Below are 16,174 nucleotides of genomic sequence, written 5' to 3' on the forward strand. Positions count from 1 at the left end.
GGAGTCGCCGTCAGAGGCTCTCTGCCCGCCGATCGAGGCGTTTGAGCGCCTTCGGAGACTCGTCGAGCGCGGCCGCTCCCCGGTGCTGCGCCCGAACAGACATGGCGCCGTAGACGAAGGTGTTCTCACCCGCCGCGTGGGCGCGGTTCGAGTTCACGAGCAGGTGCTCCACGAACAGGGTGTTGTCGCGGTGATCGCCGAGCGCATCCTGCACCCTCTCGGCCTCGCGCGAGATGTGCCGGTACTTCTTTCCGAGCACGGCGGTGCCGCCCTTCGACACTGCGTCGGCCGCGAAGCGCAGCCGACGGGCGGCCTTACGCGCGCTGTGCAGAGCACGATCGCCGCGGGCGTCGATGTCGCCGCCCGATCCGGATGCCCCGGCGAAGGCGGCCGCGCCGGCGCGCTTTCGCAGACGCGCCAGTTCGCTCGCGATCACCTTGGCGGCGACGACCTTGATCGGTGTGCGCTTCTCGCCGAGCGCCGACAGCGGAGGATTCGCCACGAAGTCGTCGAGGTCGTCGAACAGCCGGTAGTAGCTCGCGCTCGAGAGCATGCGCAACGCCGCGGCGTGCGCCTGACGGTATTCCTCGAGCGAACCCTCGACGAGGCGGCGATGCGACGCGTCGCTCGTGCGGTGCCCCAGTTCGGCGAGCTCGTCGTCGGCGAGCTGCGCGCGCACCTCGGCATCTCGAGCCGTGCCGACCACGCCTCCCAGGGCGCGCAGCCGATCGCGCAGCGACGACACCCGCTCCTCGTCGAACAGCCGGCGGTATGCGGCGAGCACGCTGCGCAGGCGTCGAACGACGGAACGCATCTGGTGCACGGAGTCGGGCTGATCGGCTCGCGCCTGGGGATCGAGCTGCTCGAGCTGCTCGACCAACTGGCGAAGCGCCTCGACGATCACATCGGCGGCGGGGCTCTTCGCAGTCAGGTCAGAGGCGGGAACCGCTCGCGTACCCGCGCTCCGGCGGCGCGCCTCGACGGTGCCGGACTCGACCGTGCCGGACTCGTGGGCGCCGTTCAGCGCATCGCTCAGGGAATCGTGACCGAGCGCCCGCGCGATCTTGGCGGGCGACGTCGACACGGTGGCCGCCTCGGCGAGCACAGCGACCTCGATGGCGTCGAGGAGCGCTGTCCGCTCCTCCTCGCTGTCTGGCGCGCCGGGCAGAAGCTCCACCTCCCACTCGCGCCAGGCCCGCACGGCGCCACCACGGACATCCGATGCCGTGACCTGATCGTCGGCGAATTCGGCGACGGCCTCGCCACCGGCGCCGATGAGATGCGTCGCGGTGCGCCGGGTCGAGATGCGGGCGAGCGGGGTCAGGATGCGATCGCGCACGATGGCGCGCACGGGCTCGAGAACCGAGTCGGGCACCCCGTCTGATGAGGCGTCGCCCTCGGCGGAGCCATCCGCCGAGTCGACATCGAGCGGCCAGTGCAATTCGGTGCGGCCCTCACCCGCCGGGCGCTTGATGTGCCAGCCCTCGTCGCCTCCGCCCTCGCGGCGGCGCACGATGTGGCGCTTCGTGAGAAGGTCGAGCGCTTCGGTGTCGTAGTACACGGCCTCGAGCTGCACGGCATCGTCGACAGACACGCTCTCGATGCCGTCGACGCTGGTGAATGTAGGAACGAGCGCGTTCTCATCGACGTCGTACTTGCGCTCGATCTCGACCTGGCTGGTGTGCTTCATGGGTCCTCCGTCGGGGCTGACTGCGAGCGGCGCAGCTGGGCCATGACCGACACCCGGCAAGGCAGTCCGCACCGGTATCCATTCTTGCCGACAGAGGTCAGCGCTGCACGCGCAACCCGTGCTCAGGATCGAGCTTCGCCAGAATCTTGCTCATGATGCGATGCAGGTCTTCCACGTCACGCTCGTCGAGCGGGTCGATCACGTAGTCGCGCACCGTGCCGACGTGGCCGGGCGCGGTCGCGCCCACTTTCTCCCACCCCGCCTTCGTGAGCTGGGCGTTCGTCGCCCGACGGTCGTCCGAGCTCTGTGTGCGCTCGATGAAGCCGCGCTTCTCGAGGCGCGAGACCACATGCGAGAGGCGAGGAAGGGTCGCGTTCGTGACGAGGGCCAGCTCCGTCATGCGGAGGGTGCGGTTCGGTGCCTCGGAGAGCATGGCGAGCGTGAAGTAATCGAAGTGCGTGAGATCGGCATCGTGCTGCAGCTGGCTGTCGAGCACCCCCGGAAGCCGCTCGACCACGGAGATGAACCGCACCCAGGCACGCTGCTGCTCGTCGGTCAGCCAGACATCGTCACTCATGCTGACTATTCTACCGAGATGGTTAACGCTACAACTAAGTAAACGTGGATATTGTGCAACAAGTTCAGATCTGCGAGAGTCGTCCGACCACCGTGGTCGTGAGCCTCTCCGTCCACGGCACCGGATCGACATACCGGGGCGGTACGGTGCCGACGAGCGTGATGCCCGCTTCGGAATAGCGCTCCATGTCTGCGAGGAAGGCATCCGTGTCGCCCGTCGGATCGCCCTGGTACAGCATCGTCTTCTCGATCGCGTCGTAGTCGGTTCCCAGGGCGTCGCAGTGGCCGCGCAGCACGTCGAGCTTGTGCTTCACCGTGGCGAGCGCCGCATCGCCCGGAGCGCCGAAGAGGTTGCAGGCCTGCGCGTACTCGGCCACCATCCTCAGCGTCTTGCGCTCACCCCCGCCGCCGATGAGCACGGGAACCGAGCCGTGCACCGGCTGCGGAAGACTGATCGTCTCGGCGAGCGAATAGTGCTCGCCCTCGAACGAACCGTTGTTCGGCGACCACATCTGTCGACAGATCTGCAGCGTCTCCTCGAGGCGTTCGAAGCGCTCCTTCGTCGAGGGGAACGGCACTCCGAGCGCCGCGTGCTCGCGCTCGTACCAGGCCGCGCCGAGGCCGAGCACCGCGCGGCCCTTCGAGAGAACGTCGAGGGTCGTCACCGTCTTGGCGAGCAGGCCCGGATGCCGGTAGGTCACGCCGGTGACCAGCAGGCCCAACCGCATCCGGTTCGTGATGCCGGCGAGGTAGCCGAGCGAGGTGTAGCCCTCGAGCATGGGCTCGAACGGCCCGCCGGCGTCGAGCATCTGGAACCAGTGATCCATGAACGAGAAGAGGGCCACACCGCCCTCGTCGGCGATCCGCGCCGTCTCTGTGAGGCGATCGGTGAGAGTGGTCTCCCACTCGGGGGCGGTGAACGTGTAGAAGTGCAGGCCGAGGTCCATGGCCTCACACTAACCCCGCAGCGCAGCGTCTCGGCAGCAGTAATCTCGAACCATGCGCTACACCCGCCTCGGAAACACCGGAATGCAGATCAGCGAAGTCGTGCTCGGATGCATGAGCTTCGGTACTCCCGATCGGGGCGGCCATGCGTGGACGCTGGACGAGGAGACGAGCCGCCCCCTCATCCGCAGGGCGCTCGAGAAGGGCATCACTACCTTCGACACGGCCGACGTGTATTCCGACGGATCGAGCGAGGAGATCGTGGGCCGCGCCCTGGCCGACTTCGCCCATCGCGACGACGTGGTGATCGCCACGAAGGTGCACGGCCGCATGGGCAGCACACCCAACCGCGGCGGGCTGTCGCGAGCGCACATCATGTCGGCCATCGACGACAGCCTTCGCCGCCTCGGCGTCGACCACGTCGACCTCTACCAGATCCACCGTTGGGATCCGGAGACCCCGATCGAGGAGACCATGATCGCGCTCCACGACCTCGTGAAATCGGGCAAGGTGCGCTACATCGGCGCCTCGTCGATGTGGGCGTGGCAGTTCGCGAAGGCCCAACGGGTGGCCGAGGCGAACGGCCTCACCCCGTTCGTCTCGATGCAGGACCAGTACAACCTGCTGCAGCGCGAGGAGGAGCGCGAGATGCACCCGCTCTGCCTCGACGAGAAGGTCGGCGTGCTGCCCTGGTCGCCGCTGGCGCGCGGCCGGGTCACCCGCGACTGGGATGCCCAGACCGAGCGCACGGGCAAAGATCTCTTCGGGGCCCGGCTCTATACATCCGACGACGCATCGAATCGCGCGATCGTGGATGCCGTGGCCGGCATCGCCGCCGAGCGCGGCGTCTCGCGCGCGCAGGTCGCCCTCGCCTGGGTGCGCCAGCAGTCGGCGGTGACCGCGCCCATCGTCGGCGCGACGAAAGAGAGCCACATCGACGACGCCGTCGCCTCGCTCGAGATCGAGTTGAGCGAGCCCGAACTCGAGCGCCTCACGGCCCCGTACACGCCGCGCAACCCCGAGGGTTTCTGATCTGAGCCCGAACGCACTGAGGTGCGGAGACTGGCCGCATCCCCATCGGTCGAAGCGGCCGTTCTCCGCACCTCAGTGCACTCTGCAGCGCTTATTCGGCGTCGAGGTCGGTCTCGAGCAGGCCCGCGAGCTCCTCGAGTGCGGCCTCGGCGCCGTCACCCTCGGCCGCGAGCGTGACGATGTCGCCGTTCGCGGCACCGAGGCTCATGATCGAGAGGATGCTCGCGGCGTCGAGCGGGGTGCTGCCGCCCTTCGAGATGGTCACCTTCATGGGCTGGCGCTTGACCGCCTCGATGAAGACGGAGGCGGGGCGGGCGTGAAGTCCGACGCGGCTGGCGATGGTTGCGTTGCGTTCTGGCATGGGTTTCTCGTTTCGTTTCAGTGATTGCGTGAGTGAGTGATTGTGACGGGGTGGATGCGGGGCCGGCTCAGCGAGCGGCTGCCGGCACCGCGGTCGGGGCGGCGGATCCCGCGACGACCGAATCGGATGCGGCTGCGCCCTCGGCACCCTCGACCGGGCGACGACGAACCCACTTCTTGAGAGCGACGACGAGCAGACCCGACACGATCGTTCCGGCGAGGATCGCCACGATGAACATGGCGAGGTTGCCGATCGCGAAGAACACGAAGATGCCTCCGTGGGGAGCCTGCGAGGTGACTCCCGTGCCCATCACGATCGCGCCGGTCAGGGCGCTGCCGACGATGCTGGCGGGGATGACGCGCAGCGGGTCGACGGCGGCGAACGGAATCGCGCCCTCGGAGATGAAGGCGGCACCGAGCAGCCACGCGGCTTTGCCGTTCTCACGCTCAGCCTGGCTGAACAGCTTCTTGTCGATCACGGTGGCGAGGGCCAGGGCGAGCGGCGGAACCATTCCCGCGGCCATGACGGCCGCCATGATCTGCCAGGGGGCCTGGTTCGCGATCGTTCCGGCAGAGAGGCCCGCGACGGCGAACGAGTAGGCGACCTTGTTGATCGGTCCACCGAGGTCGGCGGCCATCATGATTCCGAGGATGAGCCCGAGCACGACGGCCGAGGCACCGGTCAGCGACGACAGCCAGTCGTTCAGGCCGCTCATCAGGAGGGCGATCGGTCCACCGAGCACGAGGACCATGAGCCCCGACGCGAAGATCGACCCCACCAGAGGGATGATCACGACGGGCATCAGTCCGCGCAGCCAGCGAGGAACCTGCAGCCGGCCGATGGCCCAGGCGATGAATCCGGCGAGCAGACCTCCGACGAGGCCACCGAGGAATCCGGCGTTCATCAGCAGGGCTACGGCGCCGGCGGTGAAGCCCACCGCGATACCCGGACGGTCGGCGATGGCGTAGGCGATGTAGCCCGCGAGCACCGGAACGAGGAAGCCGATCGATGCGTTGCCGATGGCGAACGCGACGGCACCGAGGTATGTTCCGAGCCCGCCATCCGGCAGGTTGACGAGGCTGTTCTGAAGGATGATGTCCTTCGCGTTGTCGCTGATCTGGTATCCGCCGAGCAAGAAGCCGAGGGCCATCAGCAGACCGCCACCCGCGACGAACGGGATCATGTAGCTGACACCGGTGAGCAGCCAACGCTTGATCTTCTGGCCGACGTGCTCATTGGCAGCGGTGCTGGTGGATGCCGCAGCGCCGTCACCTGAGACGCGTCGCGCCTGCGGGTCGTCGGCCGCGGCGAGGGCTTCGGCGACCATCTTGTCGGGCTCGTCGATGCCGCGCTTGACGGGAGCCTGGATGACGGGCTTGCCCGCGAACCGTCCCTTGTCGCGCACGTCGACGTCGACCGCGAAGATCACGGCGACCGCGTTGGCGATCAGCGCCGGATCGAGGGGCGTCACGCTCGACGATCCCTGCGTCTCGACGTGCAGTTCCGCGCCGGCGCGCTTGGCTGCGGCCACGAGGGAGTCGGCGGCCATGTACGTGTGCGCGATGCCGGTCGGGCAGGCGGTGACGGCGACCAGAATGGGCCGGGTCGCGGCGCTCGAAGAGTCGTCGGCCGATGCGGATGCGGAGGGCGTCGAGTCCGTGACGGGCGCGGCGGCCGGGGCGGGGTCATCCGACAGCGCCTCGTCGACGAGGTCGACGATCGCCTGGGCACTGGAGGCCTCTCGCAGGGCGGTCACGAACTCGGGCTTGATGAGCGATCGGGCCAGCTTCGACAGCAGCACGAGGTGCGCCTGGTCGGCACCGTCGGGAGCCGCGATGAAGAAGATGATGTCTGCGGGGCCGTCGGATGCGCCGAAGTCGACCGCGGGCGCGGGGCGCGCCATTGCCAGGGTCGGCTCGAGCACCGCGGTCGATCGGCAGTGAGGAATGGCGATTCCGCCCGGGATTCCGGTGTCGGTCTTGCTTTCGCGCGCCCAGGCGTCGGCGAACAGCGCCTCGGTGTCGCTGGCGCGACCGGATGCCGTGACCAGCTCGGCGAGGCGCCTGATCACGCCGGCGCGGTCGGCTCCGAGATCCTCGTCGAGGATCACCAGCCCTGGTGTGATGAGTGAAGACATCCTTGTTCTCCTTTGTTTAGATCTGCCCCGCGGCGACGCGCGGAATCGTGGTGACGACGATGTCGCCTGGATGTGTCTGTTCGAGTGTCGGCACGGTCGTGCCGGGGAGTGAGGCGGCGGCGGCGCCGTGGGCCACCGCCTGGGCGAGGCGCGCGCCGGGGAGGTCGCCGCGCTGGTCTGCGAGCACGTAGCCCGCGAGCGAGCAGTCGCCCGCCCCTACGGTGCTGCGGGCCACGATCCGCGGAGCCGGGGCGCGCCAGGCTTCCTCGGCTTCGACCAGCACCGCGCCATGCGATCCGAGCGTCACGAGCACCGCCCCGAGGGAGGGCGACAGAAGAGACTGCGCCAGCGAGACCGCGAGCGCGGGGTCGGCCTCGAGCTGCTCGTGCGTGGCACCGCCCGTGTCGAGACCCTGCGACTCGGCGAGCTGCAGCAGCTCTTCGGCGTTCGGCTTGATGAGGTCGACCCGTTCTCTCGACGCGACGAGCGCCGCGAGGGGCGCACCCGAGCTGTCGACGGCGATCCGCGGAGCCGTGGGCGAGAGCCGCACTGCGCGAACGAGGTCGGCATAGAAGGTCTCGACGACGCCGGGTGGCACGGAACCCGCCAGCACGAGCCACGACGCAGACGCGGACTGCGCCACGACCACGTCGATCAGCTCGGCGACGACGGCCTGCGACAGGTGCACGCCAGGGTCATTGAGCTTCGTGGTCGTTCCATCGGGCTCTGCCAGGGTGATGTTCGAGCGGATAGGCGACTCGATCTCGACCGTGGCCGTCGGGATGCCCGACACCTCGAGCGCGACGACCAACGGGTCTGTCGACGCGCCGGGCAGGATCGCGAGGGTGTCGCATCCGGCCGCGTGAAGAGCGCGCGAGACGTTCACGCCTTTTCCGCCGGGCTCCTGCCCGGTGACGACGGCGCGCTGCACCTGTCCGCGAGCGAGAGGGGCGGCGAGCTCGACGGTTCGGTCGAACGAGGGGTTCATGGTGAGGGTGACGATCACGGCACGATCACCTCCACGCCCTCTGCGTCGAGGGCGGCGGAGAGCGTTCCGGCCGGGTCGACGTCGGAGACGAGGGTGTCGAGGTCGCGTAGCTCGGCGAAGCGGTAGAGCGCCTCTTCGTCGAGCTTGCTCGAGTCGGCGAGCACGACCGAGCGGCGTGAGCGACGGATCATCGCGGCCTTGACCGCCGCCTCTCTCTCTTCGGGAGTGCTGAGGCCGAATGCGGCGCTCACGCCATTGGTTCCGATGAACGCGATGTCGGGGCGCAGTCGGTCGAGCTGCTCGATGGTCGATGCTCCGACGGCGGCGCTCGTGATGCCCCGCACGCTGCCTCCGAGAAGATGCAGCTCGATGGCGGGGTTGAGGTGCAGCACGGCCGCAATGGGCACGGAGTTGGTGATGATGGTCAGTGGATGCCCGCCGGACACACCGCCCACGGGGCTCCAGTCGGCCAACAGCTGGGCCAGCGCTCCGGTCGTCGTGCCCGCGTCGATGAGGATCGAGCCGCGGAACGACTCTCCGATCATTCCGAGGGCCGCCCGGGCGATCACGAGCTTGGAGTCGCGCGCCTTGTCGGAGCGCACGGCGACGGTCGACTCGGCGAGGCTGATCTTCGATCCGGCGACTGCACCGCCGTGCACGCGCTGCAGCACACCCTGCCGCTCGAGCAGATCGAGGTCTCGACGAACGGTCTCGGGAGTGACGTTGAATCGCTCGGAGAGGTCGGCGACTGTGACTCGGCCCTGGGCGCCGATCTCCTCACCGATCTTCTGGTGACGCTCTATCGCGTACATGTCGTCGTTGACCTCGTCTTTCGATTCATCCGTGAACCCGCGTCTGGCTGTGGTGTGATGTGACTTTATGTCTGTTTATCTGCGAAAGCAAGACAAACACAGATTCTGGGAGGGAATGTCAGCCAACAAAGAGGGTTCTCGCTTAACGTGAGGTGATGACCGACACCCTCACCCGAGAGATCGAGATCGGCGAGAGCCCGCAGCATCCCGTTCGACGCGTGCTGCGCCGCGCACGTGCCTGGGTCGAGCGGCACCCGCGCATCCGATTCGCCTATCGATTCGCGGTCGCGCTTCTCGGAGCCACCGTGGCCATCGTCGGGCTGATCCTGGTGCCGCTGCCGGGGCCGGGTTGGCTGATCGTGTTCCTCGGCATCGCGATTCTGGGCACCGAGTTCCCCGCCGCCCACCGCCTCGGTCAGTGGCTGAAACGTGTGCTCGCGAAGGCCCTGGCGCGCTGGAAGTCGTGGCGCGCATCCCGTGCGGCCCGTGAGTCAAGCACCTCCCGAACGGACACTCCGCGCGCCTAGGATGAGCAGCACTTCACCCGTGCAGTGCAGAGGAGACGTTCCATGACCGGTTCCGCATCCCCCCGCTCGTCCACCGTCGATGGGCTCCAGTCCCCCGTCATTCCGCGCGACGCGCACAACCCCTGGTACCAGCGGGCGGCCGAACCGCTCGAGGGCGAAGCCCTGCTGCAGGTGGATGCATGGTGGCGTGCTGCGAACTACTTGTCTGTCGGGCAGATCTATCTGCTCGACAACCCTCTGCTCGAGCAGCCGCTCAGCCGAGACGATGTGAAGCCGCGCCTGCTGGGCCACTGGGGAACCACGCCCGGGCTCAACTTCGTCTACGCGCACCTGAACCGCATGATCCGGCAGCGCTCTCTGCCGACCCTCTACATCGCCGGCCCCGGCCACGGTGGGCCGGGCATGGTGGCCAACGCGTGGCTCGACGGCACCTACTCAGAGATCTACTCGAAGATCGATCAGTCGACCGACGGTATGCGCGCACTGTTCCGGCAATTCAGCTTCCCCGGCGGCATCCCGAGCCACGCGGCGCCCGAGACGCCCGGCTCGATCAACGAGGGAGGCGAACTCGGCTACTCGCTCTCGCACGCCTACGGGGCGGCCTTCGACAACCCGAACCTGCTGGTCGCCGCGGTCATCGGCGACGGCGAGGCCGAGACCGGGCCGCTCGCCACGGCCTGGCACTCGAACAAGTTCATCGACCCGATGCAAGACGGCGTCGTGCTGCCGATCCTGCACCTCAACGGCTACAAGATCGCCAATCCCAGCGTGCTCGCGCGCATCCCCGAAGAAGACCTTCTCGCGCTGATGCGCGGCTACGGCCACAACCCGCACATCGTGTCGGGCGGCTTCGACGGTGAAGACCCGCTGCTGGTGCACGCCCGCATGGCCGAGACGCTCGACGCCGTGCTCAACGAGATCGCCGCCATCAAGCAGGATGCCGCCGACGGCACCCTCGAGGGCACACCCCGCTGGCCCATGATCATTCTGCGCACCCCCAAGGGCTGGACCTGCCCCGTCGAGATCGACGGCCTGCCCGTCGAGAACACCTGGCGCGCCCATCAGGTTCCGCTGGCCAGCGCGCGCGATACCGAGGCGCACACCCGGCTGCTCGAATCGTGGATGAAGAAGTACAAGCCGGAGGAGCTGTTTGACCCCTCGGGCGCACCCACCCCCTTCGTCACGGGCCTCGCCCCCGAGGGCTACCTGCGTATGAGCGCGACGCCCTACTCGAACGGCGGGCTGCTGCGCCGAGAGCTCCGGATGCCGGACTTCCGCGAGTACGGGGTCGACGTCACGGCGCCCGGCCACGAGACGGCCGAGGCGACGAAGGTCCTCGGCGGCTGGCTCGCCGATGTCATCCGCCTGAACCCCGACAACTTCCGCATCTTCGGGCCCGATGAGACGGCATCCAACCGCCTGCAGGAGGTATACGAGGCGACCGACAAGCAGTGGAACGCCGAGATCCTGCCCGTCGACCTGAACCTCGCCCGGGCGGGCCGCGTCATGGAGATGCTCTCGGAGCACCAGTGCCAGGGCTGGCTCGAGGGGTACCTCCTCACCGGTCGGCACGGGCTGTTCAACTGCTACGAGGCGTTCATCCACATCGTCGACTCGATGTTCAACCAGCACGCCAAGTGGCTGCAGGTCGCCCGCTCGATTCCGTGGCGCCGCTCCGTCTCGAGCCTCAACTACCTGCTCTCGAGCCACGTCTGGAGGCAGGACCACAACGGCTTCAGCCACCAGGACCCGGGATTCATCGACCACGTCGTGAACAAGAAGGCCGACGTCGTGCGGGTCTACCTGCCCGTCGATGCGAACACCCTGCTCTCGACCTACGACCACTGCCTGCGCAGCGTCGACTACATCAACGTGGTGGTCGCCGGAAAACAGCCCGGCCCGCAGTGGCTGAGCATGCCCGAGGCCGTGGCGCACTGCACCCGTGGGCTCGGAATCTGGGACTGGGCCGGCACCGAGCGACCGAGCGACGAGCCCGACATCGTGCTGGCGTGCGCCGGCGACATTCCGACCATCGAGACGCTCGCTGCCGCATCCCTGCTGCGCAAGCATTTGCCCGAGCTGCGCGTTCGCGTCGTGAATGTGATCGACCTGATGCGTCTGCAAGACGACACCGAGCATCCGCACGGCCTGTCGAACCGCGACTTCGACACCATCTTCACGACCGACAAGCCCATCGTGTTCGCGTATCACGGCTACCCGTGGCTCATCCACCGGCTGACCTACAGGCGCGCCGCGAACGCCAACCTGCACGTGCGCGGATTCATCGAGAACGGCACGACGACCACGCCGTTCGACATGCTCATGCTCAACAACCTCGACCGCTACCACCTGGTGATCGACGCGATCGACCGGGTGCCCGGGCTGGGTTCGAAGGCCGCCGCGTTGCGACAAGAGATGCAGGATGCGCGCATGCGCGCCCGGCAGTACACCCGCGAGCACGGCGAGGACATTCCCGAGGTCGCACAGTGGCTGTGGTCGGGCGAAGACGGAGTCGGCTTCGACCGACAGAACTACTCGGCGCGCGACGAGGTGGGAGCCGACCAGACCGGCGGCGACAACACCTAAGCGGGCACGCCTGCGCGGGCGCCAGGCCCCCTGATGAGGGTGTCGCGGTCGGTGACTCCTCTGCCACACTCGGAGCATGCCAGACACACAGCCTCCTGCTCCGGGCACGCCGCGGTTCCCCGCATCGCCGCCCGTCAGCGACTACGGAACGCCTCCGCCGCAGGCGCCCCCGGCAAACCCGTCGCCTGCTTACTACGCATCCAGCCAGTACCCCGCCGCGCCCTACGCACCCGGCACGATTCGGCCGAAGACGGGGCCGGGAGGGCTCGCTCTCTTGTCATTGATCATCGGCGGTATGGCGCTGCTCGGATCGTTCATACCCTTTCTGAACTACATCACCGGCTTCTTCGCGTTCATAGCCCTGGTTCTGGGTGTCATCGCGATCTTCCTCAAAGGACGCAAGAAGACCCTCGCGATCGTCGCAAGCAGCGTGTCGTTGCTCGCGCTCATCCTCTCGATCGTTCTGGCTCTCGTGTACACGGGACTCTTCGTCGACGGCGTCGACGACAGCTACGGCTCGGACTACCCCTCGAGCCTCGACGGCACGAAGTTCTCCTTCGCCGCCAAGTAGACGCGACAACGCGACAGCCGCAGTCCTATGGTGGTGACCACAGTGTTCTTTCCGTTCGATCGAAAGGAAGCCGCTCATGCCGTCACCGCAGCCGGTCGTCTTCATCCATGGTCTGTGGGTGCACGCATCCAGCTGGCAGCCCTGGATCGATCTGTTCGAACACGAGGGCTACACCGCTGTCGCCCCGCTCTGGCCGGGTGAACACGACAGCGTCGAAGCCTCGCGAGCGCACGCCCACGATGCTGCAGACAAGACGATCGACGACGTCGTCTCGCACTTTCAGACCATCGCCGACTCGTTCGATGTGCAGCCCATCCTCATCGGACACTCGTTCGGCGGCCTGATCGTCGAGAAGCTGTTGGGGCAGGGCTACGGGGCCGCCGGAGTGGCCATCGATCCGGCCCAGATCAAGGGCGTGCTCCCGTTGCCGCTGAATCAACTCCGGTCGTCATTGCCCGTGCTGAGCAATCCCGGCAATCTTCACAAGGCCGTCTCCCTCACCGAGGAGCAGTGGCGGTTCAGCTTCGGCAACGCGCTGAGCGCCGACGAATCGTCGGCGCTCTGGAACGCGTGGAACATCCCCTCGCCCGCGAGGCCTCTCTTCCAGGCCGCCGTGGCGAACTTCGCTCTGCACTCGGAGGCCGAGGTCGCTACCGGCAACGACGATCGCGCTCCCCTGCTGCTGATCGCCGGAGGCCGCGACCACACCGTTCCCGAGACCGTCGTCGATGCGACCCTCAGGCAGTATCGCGACTCGAACGCGGTGACCGAGCTCATCACCTTCACCGACCGCGGTCACTCGCTCACCATCGATCACGGCTGGAACCAGCTCGCCACCGAGATCCTCATCTGGCTCCGTCAGCAGTCGCTCGCACAGTAGTTCTGCGGCGGGCGACACGACGACGACGTCAGCGAGTGCGTTTGCGCCGCAGCCCCAGCGCCGCGACCATACCCAGCCCCAGCAGGGTGGCCGCGATCGAACCGATCACGACGGGCTCGGCATCCAGCCCGGTCGCCGCGAGCGACGACGACGTCGACGATCCGGATGCGACAGCCGCGGCACCCGGGTCCGTCGCGTTCGGCGCCACCACGGGCAGAACGGCGGCCTGGCCGCCGACCGACGCGACCGTCACGGATCCGTCGGCGTTCAGCTGCACCGTGGCACTCGTCGCCGCGGCCAGATTCAGCCGCTGCCACGATCCCGCGGCCGAACCGCTGAGATCGAGCGGATCGCCCGACGAGATCTGAGTCTGAGCCAGAACGGAGGCGCGCTGAGCGTCGCTCAGGCTCGGGAAGGTGCTGAGGAGGAGGTTCTCCGCGCCCGCGGGCACCGACGGGGCCTGGTTAGCCGAACCGGTCTTTACGAATCCGTAGTCGAGTCGCTCGCCATAGACGGCGACCGCGCTGGCGCGATCGGTCACGATCTGCGAGGTGCCGCCCGGGATCGCCTGGCCACCGTAGGGGTTCGACTGATACGCCGAACCTCGGGCCAGGCACGCGTCGAGGGTTCCACCGCACTGCTGCTGCAGGTAGTCGGTCAGCTCTTTCTGCGCGGGCTCGAGCACCTCGGTGCGGTACTTCGTGTCAGACCAGCGGGCTGCGAGCGCCGCCTCGCCGGCGATGCGTCCGCCCATGATGTCGAGCGGGTAGTGAACGCCGAGAACGATGCGGTCGTTGCCGGCTTCGGATGCGCGGGCCAGGATCTCGGGGGCGAGGCTCGGCAGCAGCGTGGCGAGAGTGATGCCCGCCTGGTAGGCGGTCGTCGTGTGGCCGCTGGGGAAGGCGCCGCCGGTGCAGATTCCGGTGGCGTTGTACGAGGCACTGAGGCTCACGTCGTTGGTCGAGAACTGGTGCGTCGTGTCGACGACCGCGGGAACGCGCGTGATCAGCAGGTTTCCCTGCGACGAGGCGTAGGGCGTGCCGACACGGTTCGCCGTCAGCGACGAGGCGTTCACGACCGTCGGCGCGCATGCCGCATCGTCGCCGGCCACCGCTGGTGTCGTCGGGTCGGTCGGCAGATACGGGCGGGGGTAGCTGAAAGCGGCCTTCGATGCACCCGTGCTCACGTAGGCACCGCTGGTTCCGTTCGAGCTGTTGATCAGGGCAGTGGTCAGTGGCAGCGATCCGTTCTGTCGTCCGGCCACGTAGATCGGGGCGAGCACAGAGCCGAGCGCGGTCGAGATCGTGATCGACTGGTCGTAGCTCGTGTTTCCGGTCGTCTGGTATTCGGCATCCTGCAAGGCCAGGAACTGCTGCGCCGGCGTCGCATGACCGTTGATCCACACCGCGAGCTCGTCGTTGCGGGCGAGCGTGGGGCCGTCGACGACGGTTCCGTGCAGGTCGTTCACGCCACTCGTCTGCCACAGCGAGGTGAAGCCGCTCAGCAGTGACGGCAGATCGGGCTTGGCCGTGTCGCTCGGGTAAGGAGCGGCAGCCGTCGCTGCGAGGGGAGCGCTCAGCGCGAGGAGAGCGACGGTGACGAGAGGGATCGTCACCGTTCCGGAGAGACGAAGGAATCGGGTTCGTTGGTTCACGGAGTAACGCTAGATCGATCGAGGTCGAGGGTGGGTGAACTCTGCGTGAACGGCCCCGCGGCCTCAACATCATGCACACCCGATACCGTTCGCCCCGAACAGGGGGCACCGTCCTGCCCCACCGAGAGACCTATCGATGTCATGATTAATTCCCGTGAGTGCCTCCCAGCTATCCGACCCCGCATCCTCTTCTGGAGCGAGCGCGGAGCTCGATCGCATCATCGAGGGCGGCCTCGTACGCACCCGTTTCCAGCCCATTTTCGACCTCGACTCCATGTCGGTGGTGGCCTACGGAACGAGCACACGAGGGCCGAAGGACTCCCCTCTGGAATCGCAGGACGTGCTCCTCACCGCGGCCCGGGACTCCGGCAGAATCGTCGACTTCGACACCGTGAGCCGCGCCGGTGCGATCCTCACCTCGGAGCGTTCCGGCCTCTCGGCGCCCCGAAGCCTGTTCTTCAGTGCAGCCCCCTCGACGGTGGCCAGACTCGCCGACGACGAGACGGCGCTGGCGCATCCGATGGTTCTCGAGATCGCGGGTCACACTCTGATCGATACCGATCTCGCTCCTCTCCTTCGGGCCATCGTGCGCATCAGAGACCAGGGCTGGGCGATCGCGATCACCGAGGTGGGCGTCGACCCGCACACCCTGGCTCTGCTGCCCGCCGTCGCGCCGGATGTGATCTGCCTCGACCTGCAGATCGTCAGCGACCTGCCCGACCAGCGACTCGCATCCGTTCTCAGCGGCGTCTCGGCGTACGCCGAAGCGACCGGATGCCTCGTGCTGGCGCACGGGGTCGAGACCGAACAGCAGCTCGTCACCGCCAGGGCGCTCGGAGCGACGCTGGCCCAGGGGCCGCTCTTCGGCGGTGCCGCGGAGCTGCCGACGACGCTTCCCTATCTCTCCGGCGTACGACCCGCACCGTCGGGACGCCTCGCCGGGCTTCGGCAAGACACTCCCTTCTCCGTCGCAGCGGAACGGCGCGAGGCACGCGTCTCGAACAGCGGACTCCTGCTGCAGATCAGCCTGTTCCTCGAGGCCCATGCCGCCCTCGAAGGCGATTCCGCCCTCGTGTTCGGCACATTCCAGCACCGAGAGAACTTCGACGACCGGGCCGTGGAACGGTACTACCCCCTGGGCCTCACGGCGGCTTTCGTCGGCGTGTTCGGCCACGGATTCGACCAGCTCGACCTCGACGACTCCGTGTGCGGCGTCGAACTCGACGTCGCCGATCCACTTGTCGCCGAGTGGAACGTCGTGGTGATCTCGCCGAACTTCGCTGCGACCCTCACGGCGCGTCAGCTCGGCGACCCCTCGCCGACGAACGACACCTACGAGTTCATCCTCACCCACGACCGCCGACTCACGATCGAGGCGGCTCGCACGCTGGTGGCACGGCTCTAGGAGCGGCGGC

At 67.7% G+C, this 16,174-nt stretch carries 14 protein-coding genes; 6 read left to right on the forward strand and 8 right to left on the reverse strand.

From position 1 onward, the window contains the following. Positions 1 to 10: 10 nt before the first annotated feature. The 3 genes from ASE64_RS09125 to ASE64_RS09135 form a co-directional block, all read right to left on the reverse strand. Positions 11 to 1,690, reverse strand: a complete 1,680-nt coding sequence (locus ASE64_RS09125) for a CYTH and CHAD domain-containing protein (RefSeq protein WP_055779048.1) — start codon at positions 1,688 to 1,690, stop codon at positions 11 to 13. A 97-nt stretch (positions 1,691 to 1,787) separates the two neighbouring features. Further along, positions 1,788 to 2,267, reverse strand: coding sequence for a MarR family winged helix-turn-helix transcriptional regulator (locus ASE64_RS09130; protein WP_055779051.1), 480 nt, complete (start codon positions 2,265 to 2,267; stop codon positions 1,788 to 1,790). Between the two features lie 64 nt (positions 2,268 to 2,331). Further along, positions 2,332 to 3,213, reverse strand: a complete 882-nt coding sequence (locus tag ASE64_RS09135) for an LLM class F420-dependent oxidoreductase (RefSeq protein ID WP_055779054.1) — start codon at positions 3,211 to 3,213, stop codon at positions 2,332 to 2,334. Positions 3,214 to 3,265: 52 nt separating this feature from the next. On the opposite strand from ASE64_RS09135, the gene ASE64_RS09140 reads away from it, so the two are divergent. Then, positions 3,266 to 4,243: an aldo/keto reductase gene (locus ASE64_RS09140; RefSeq protein WP_055779057.1), complete on the forward strand. Its 978-nt coding sequence runs from the start codon at positions 3,266 to 3,268 to the stop codon at positions 4,241 to 4,243. Positions 4,244 to 4,334: 91 nt separating this feature from the next. Here ASE64_RS09140 and ASE64_RS09145 read toward each other — a convergent pair whose 3' ends face one another. The 4 genes from ASE64_RS09145 to ASE64_RS09160 all read right to left on the reverse strand — a co-directional run bounded on the left by ASE64_RS09145 (position 4,335) and on the right by ASE64_RS09160 (position 8,541). Then, the gene (locus ASE64_RS09145; protein WP_055779059.1) at positions 4,335 to 4,604 is read right to left on the reverse strand and encodes an HPr family phosphocarrier protein; all 270 of its coding nucleotides are present in this window, start codon (positions 4,602 to 4,604) and stop codon (positions 4,335 to 4,337) included. Between the two features lie 67 nt (positions 4,605 to 4,671). Beyond that, on the reverse strand, positions 4,672 to 6,741 hold the full coding sequence (locus tag ASE64_RS09150) for a PTS fructose transporter subunit IIABC (RefSeq protein WP_055779062.1): 2,070 nt from the start codon (positions 6,739 to 6,741) through the stop codon (positions 4,672 to 4,674). 16 nt (positions 6,742 to 6,757) lie between these two features. Next, positions 6,758 to 7,747: a 1-phosphofructokinase family hexose kinase gene (locus tag ASE64_RS09155; RefSeq protein WP_055779065.1), complete on the reverse strand. Its 990-nt coding sequence runs from the start codon at positions 7,745 to 7,747 to the stop codon at positions 6,758 to 6,760. After that, positions 7,744 to 8,541, reverse strand: a complete 798-nt coding sequence (locus ASE64_RS09160; RefSeq protein ID WP_055779068.1) for a DeoR/GlpR family DNA-binding transcription regulator — start codon at positions 8,539 to 8,541, stop codon at positions 7,744 to 7,746. Before ASE64_RS09160 ends, ASE64_RS09155 begins: the two co-directional genes overlap by 4 nt. A gap of 155 nt (positions 8,542 to 8,696) precedes the next feature. Between ASE64_RS09160 and ASE64_RS09165 the strand changes: the two genes are divergently transcribed. The 4 genes from ASE64_RS09165 to ASE64_RS09180 all read left to right on the forward strand — a co-directional run bounded on the left by ASE64_RS09165 (position 8,697) and on the right by ASE64_RS09180 (position 13,105). Continuing rightward, entirely contained in the window at positions 8,697 to 9,068 is a 372-nt protein-coding gene (locus ASE64_RS09165; RefSeq protein ID WP_055779071.1) for a TIGR02611 family protein, read from the forward strand. Positions 9,069 to 9,110: 42 nt separating this feature from the next. Beyond that, positions 9,111 to 11,654, forward strand: coding sequence for a phosphoketolase family protein (locus ASE64_RS09170; protein ID WP_082466037.1), 2,544 nt, complete (start codon positions 9,111 to 9,113; stop codon positions 11,652 to 11,654). A 76-nt stretch (positions 11,655 to 11,730) separates the two neighbouring features. Further along, positions 11,731 to 12,225 carry a hypothetical protein gene (locus ASE64_RS17430; RefSeq protein ID WP_156351742.1) on the forward strand — a complete coding sequence of 165 codons (495 nt, stop codon included), beginning with the start codon at positions 11,731 to 11,733 and terminating at the stop codon, positions 12,223 to 12,225. 76 nt (positions 12,226 to 12,301) lie between these two features. Continuing rightward, entirely contained in the window at positions 12,302 to 13,105 is an 804-nt protein-coding gene (locus ASE64_RS09180; RefSeq protein ID WP_055779077.1) for an alpha/beta hydrolase, read from the forward strand. A gap of 28 nt (positions 13,106 to 13,133) precedes the next feature. Here the strand turns inward: ASE64_RS09180 and ASE64_RS09185 are convergent, their stop codons facing one another. After that, a complete protein-coding gene (locus tag ASE64_RS09185; RefSeq protein ID WP_082466039.1) occupies positions 13,134 to 14,759 on the reverse strand; it encodes a phosphatase PAP2 family protein in 1,626 nt (541 codons plus the stop codon). A 154-nt stretch (positions 14,760 to 14,913) separates the two neighbouring features. Between ASE64_RS09185 and ASE64_RS09190 the strand changes: the two genes are divergently transcribed. After that, positions 14,914 to 16,164, forward strand: a complete 1,251-nt coding sequence (locus ASE64_RS09190) for an EAL domain-containing protein (protein ID WP_055779079.1) — start codon at positions 14,914 to 14,916, stop codon at positions 16,162 to 16,164. Positions 16,165 to 16,174 lie beyond the last annotated feature (10 nt).

This window comes from Agreia sp. Leaf210 (assembly GCF_001421485.1).
Classification (GTDB): domain Bacteria; phylum Actinomycetota; class Actinomycetes; order Actinomycetales; family Microbacteriaceae; genus Agreia.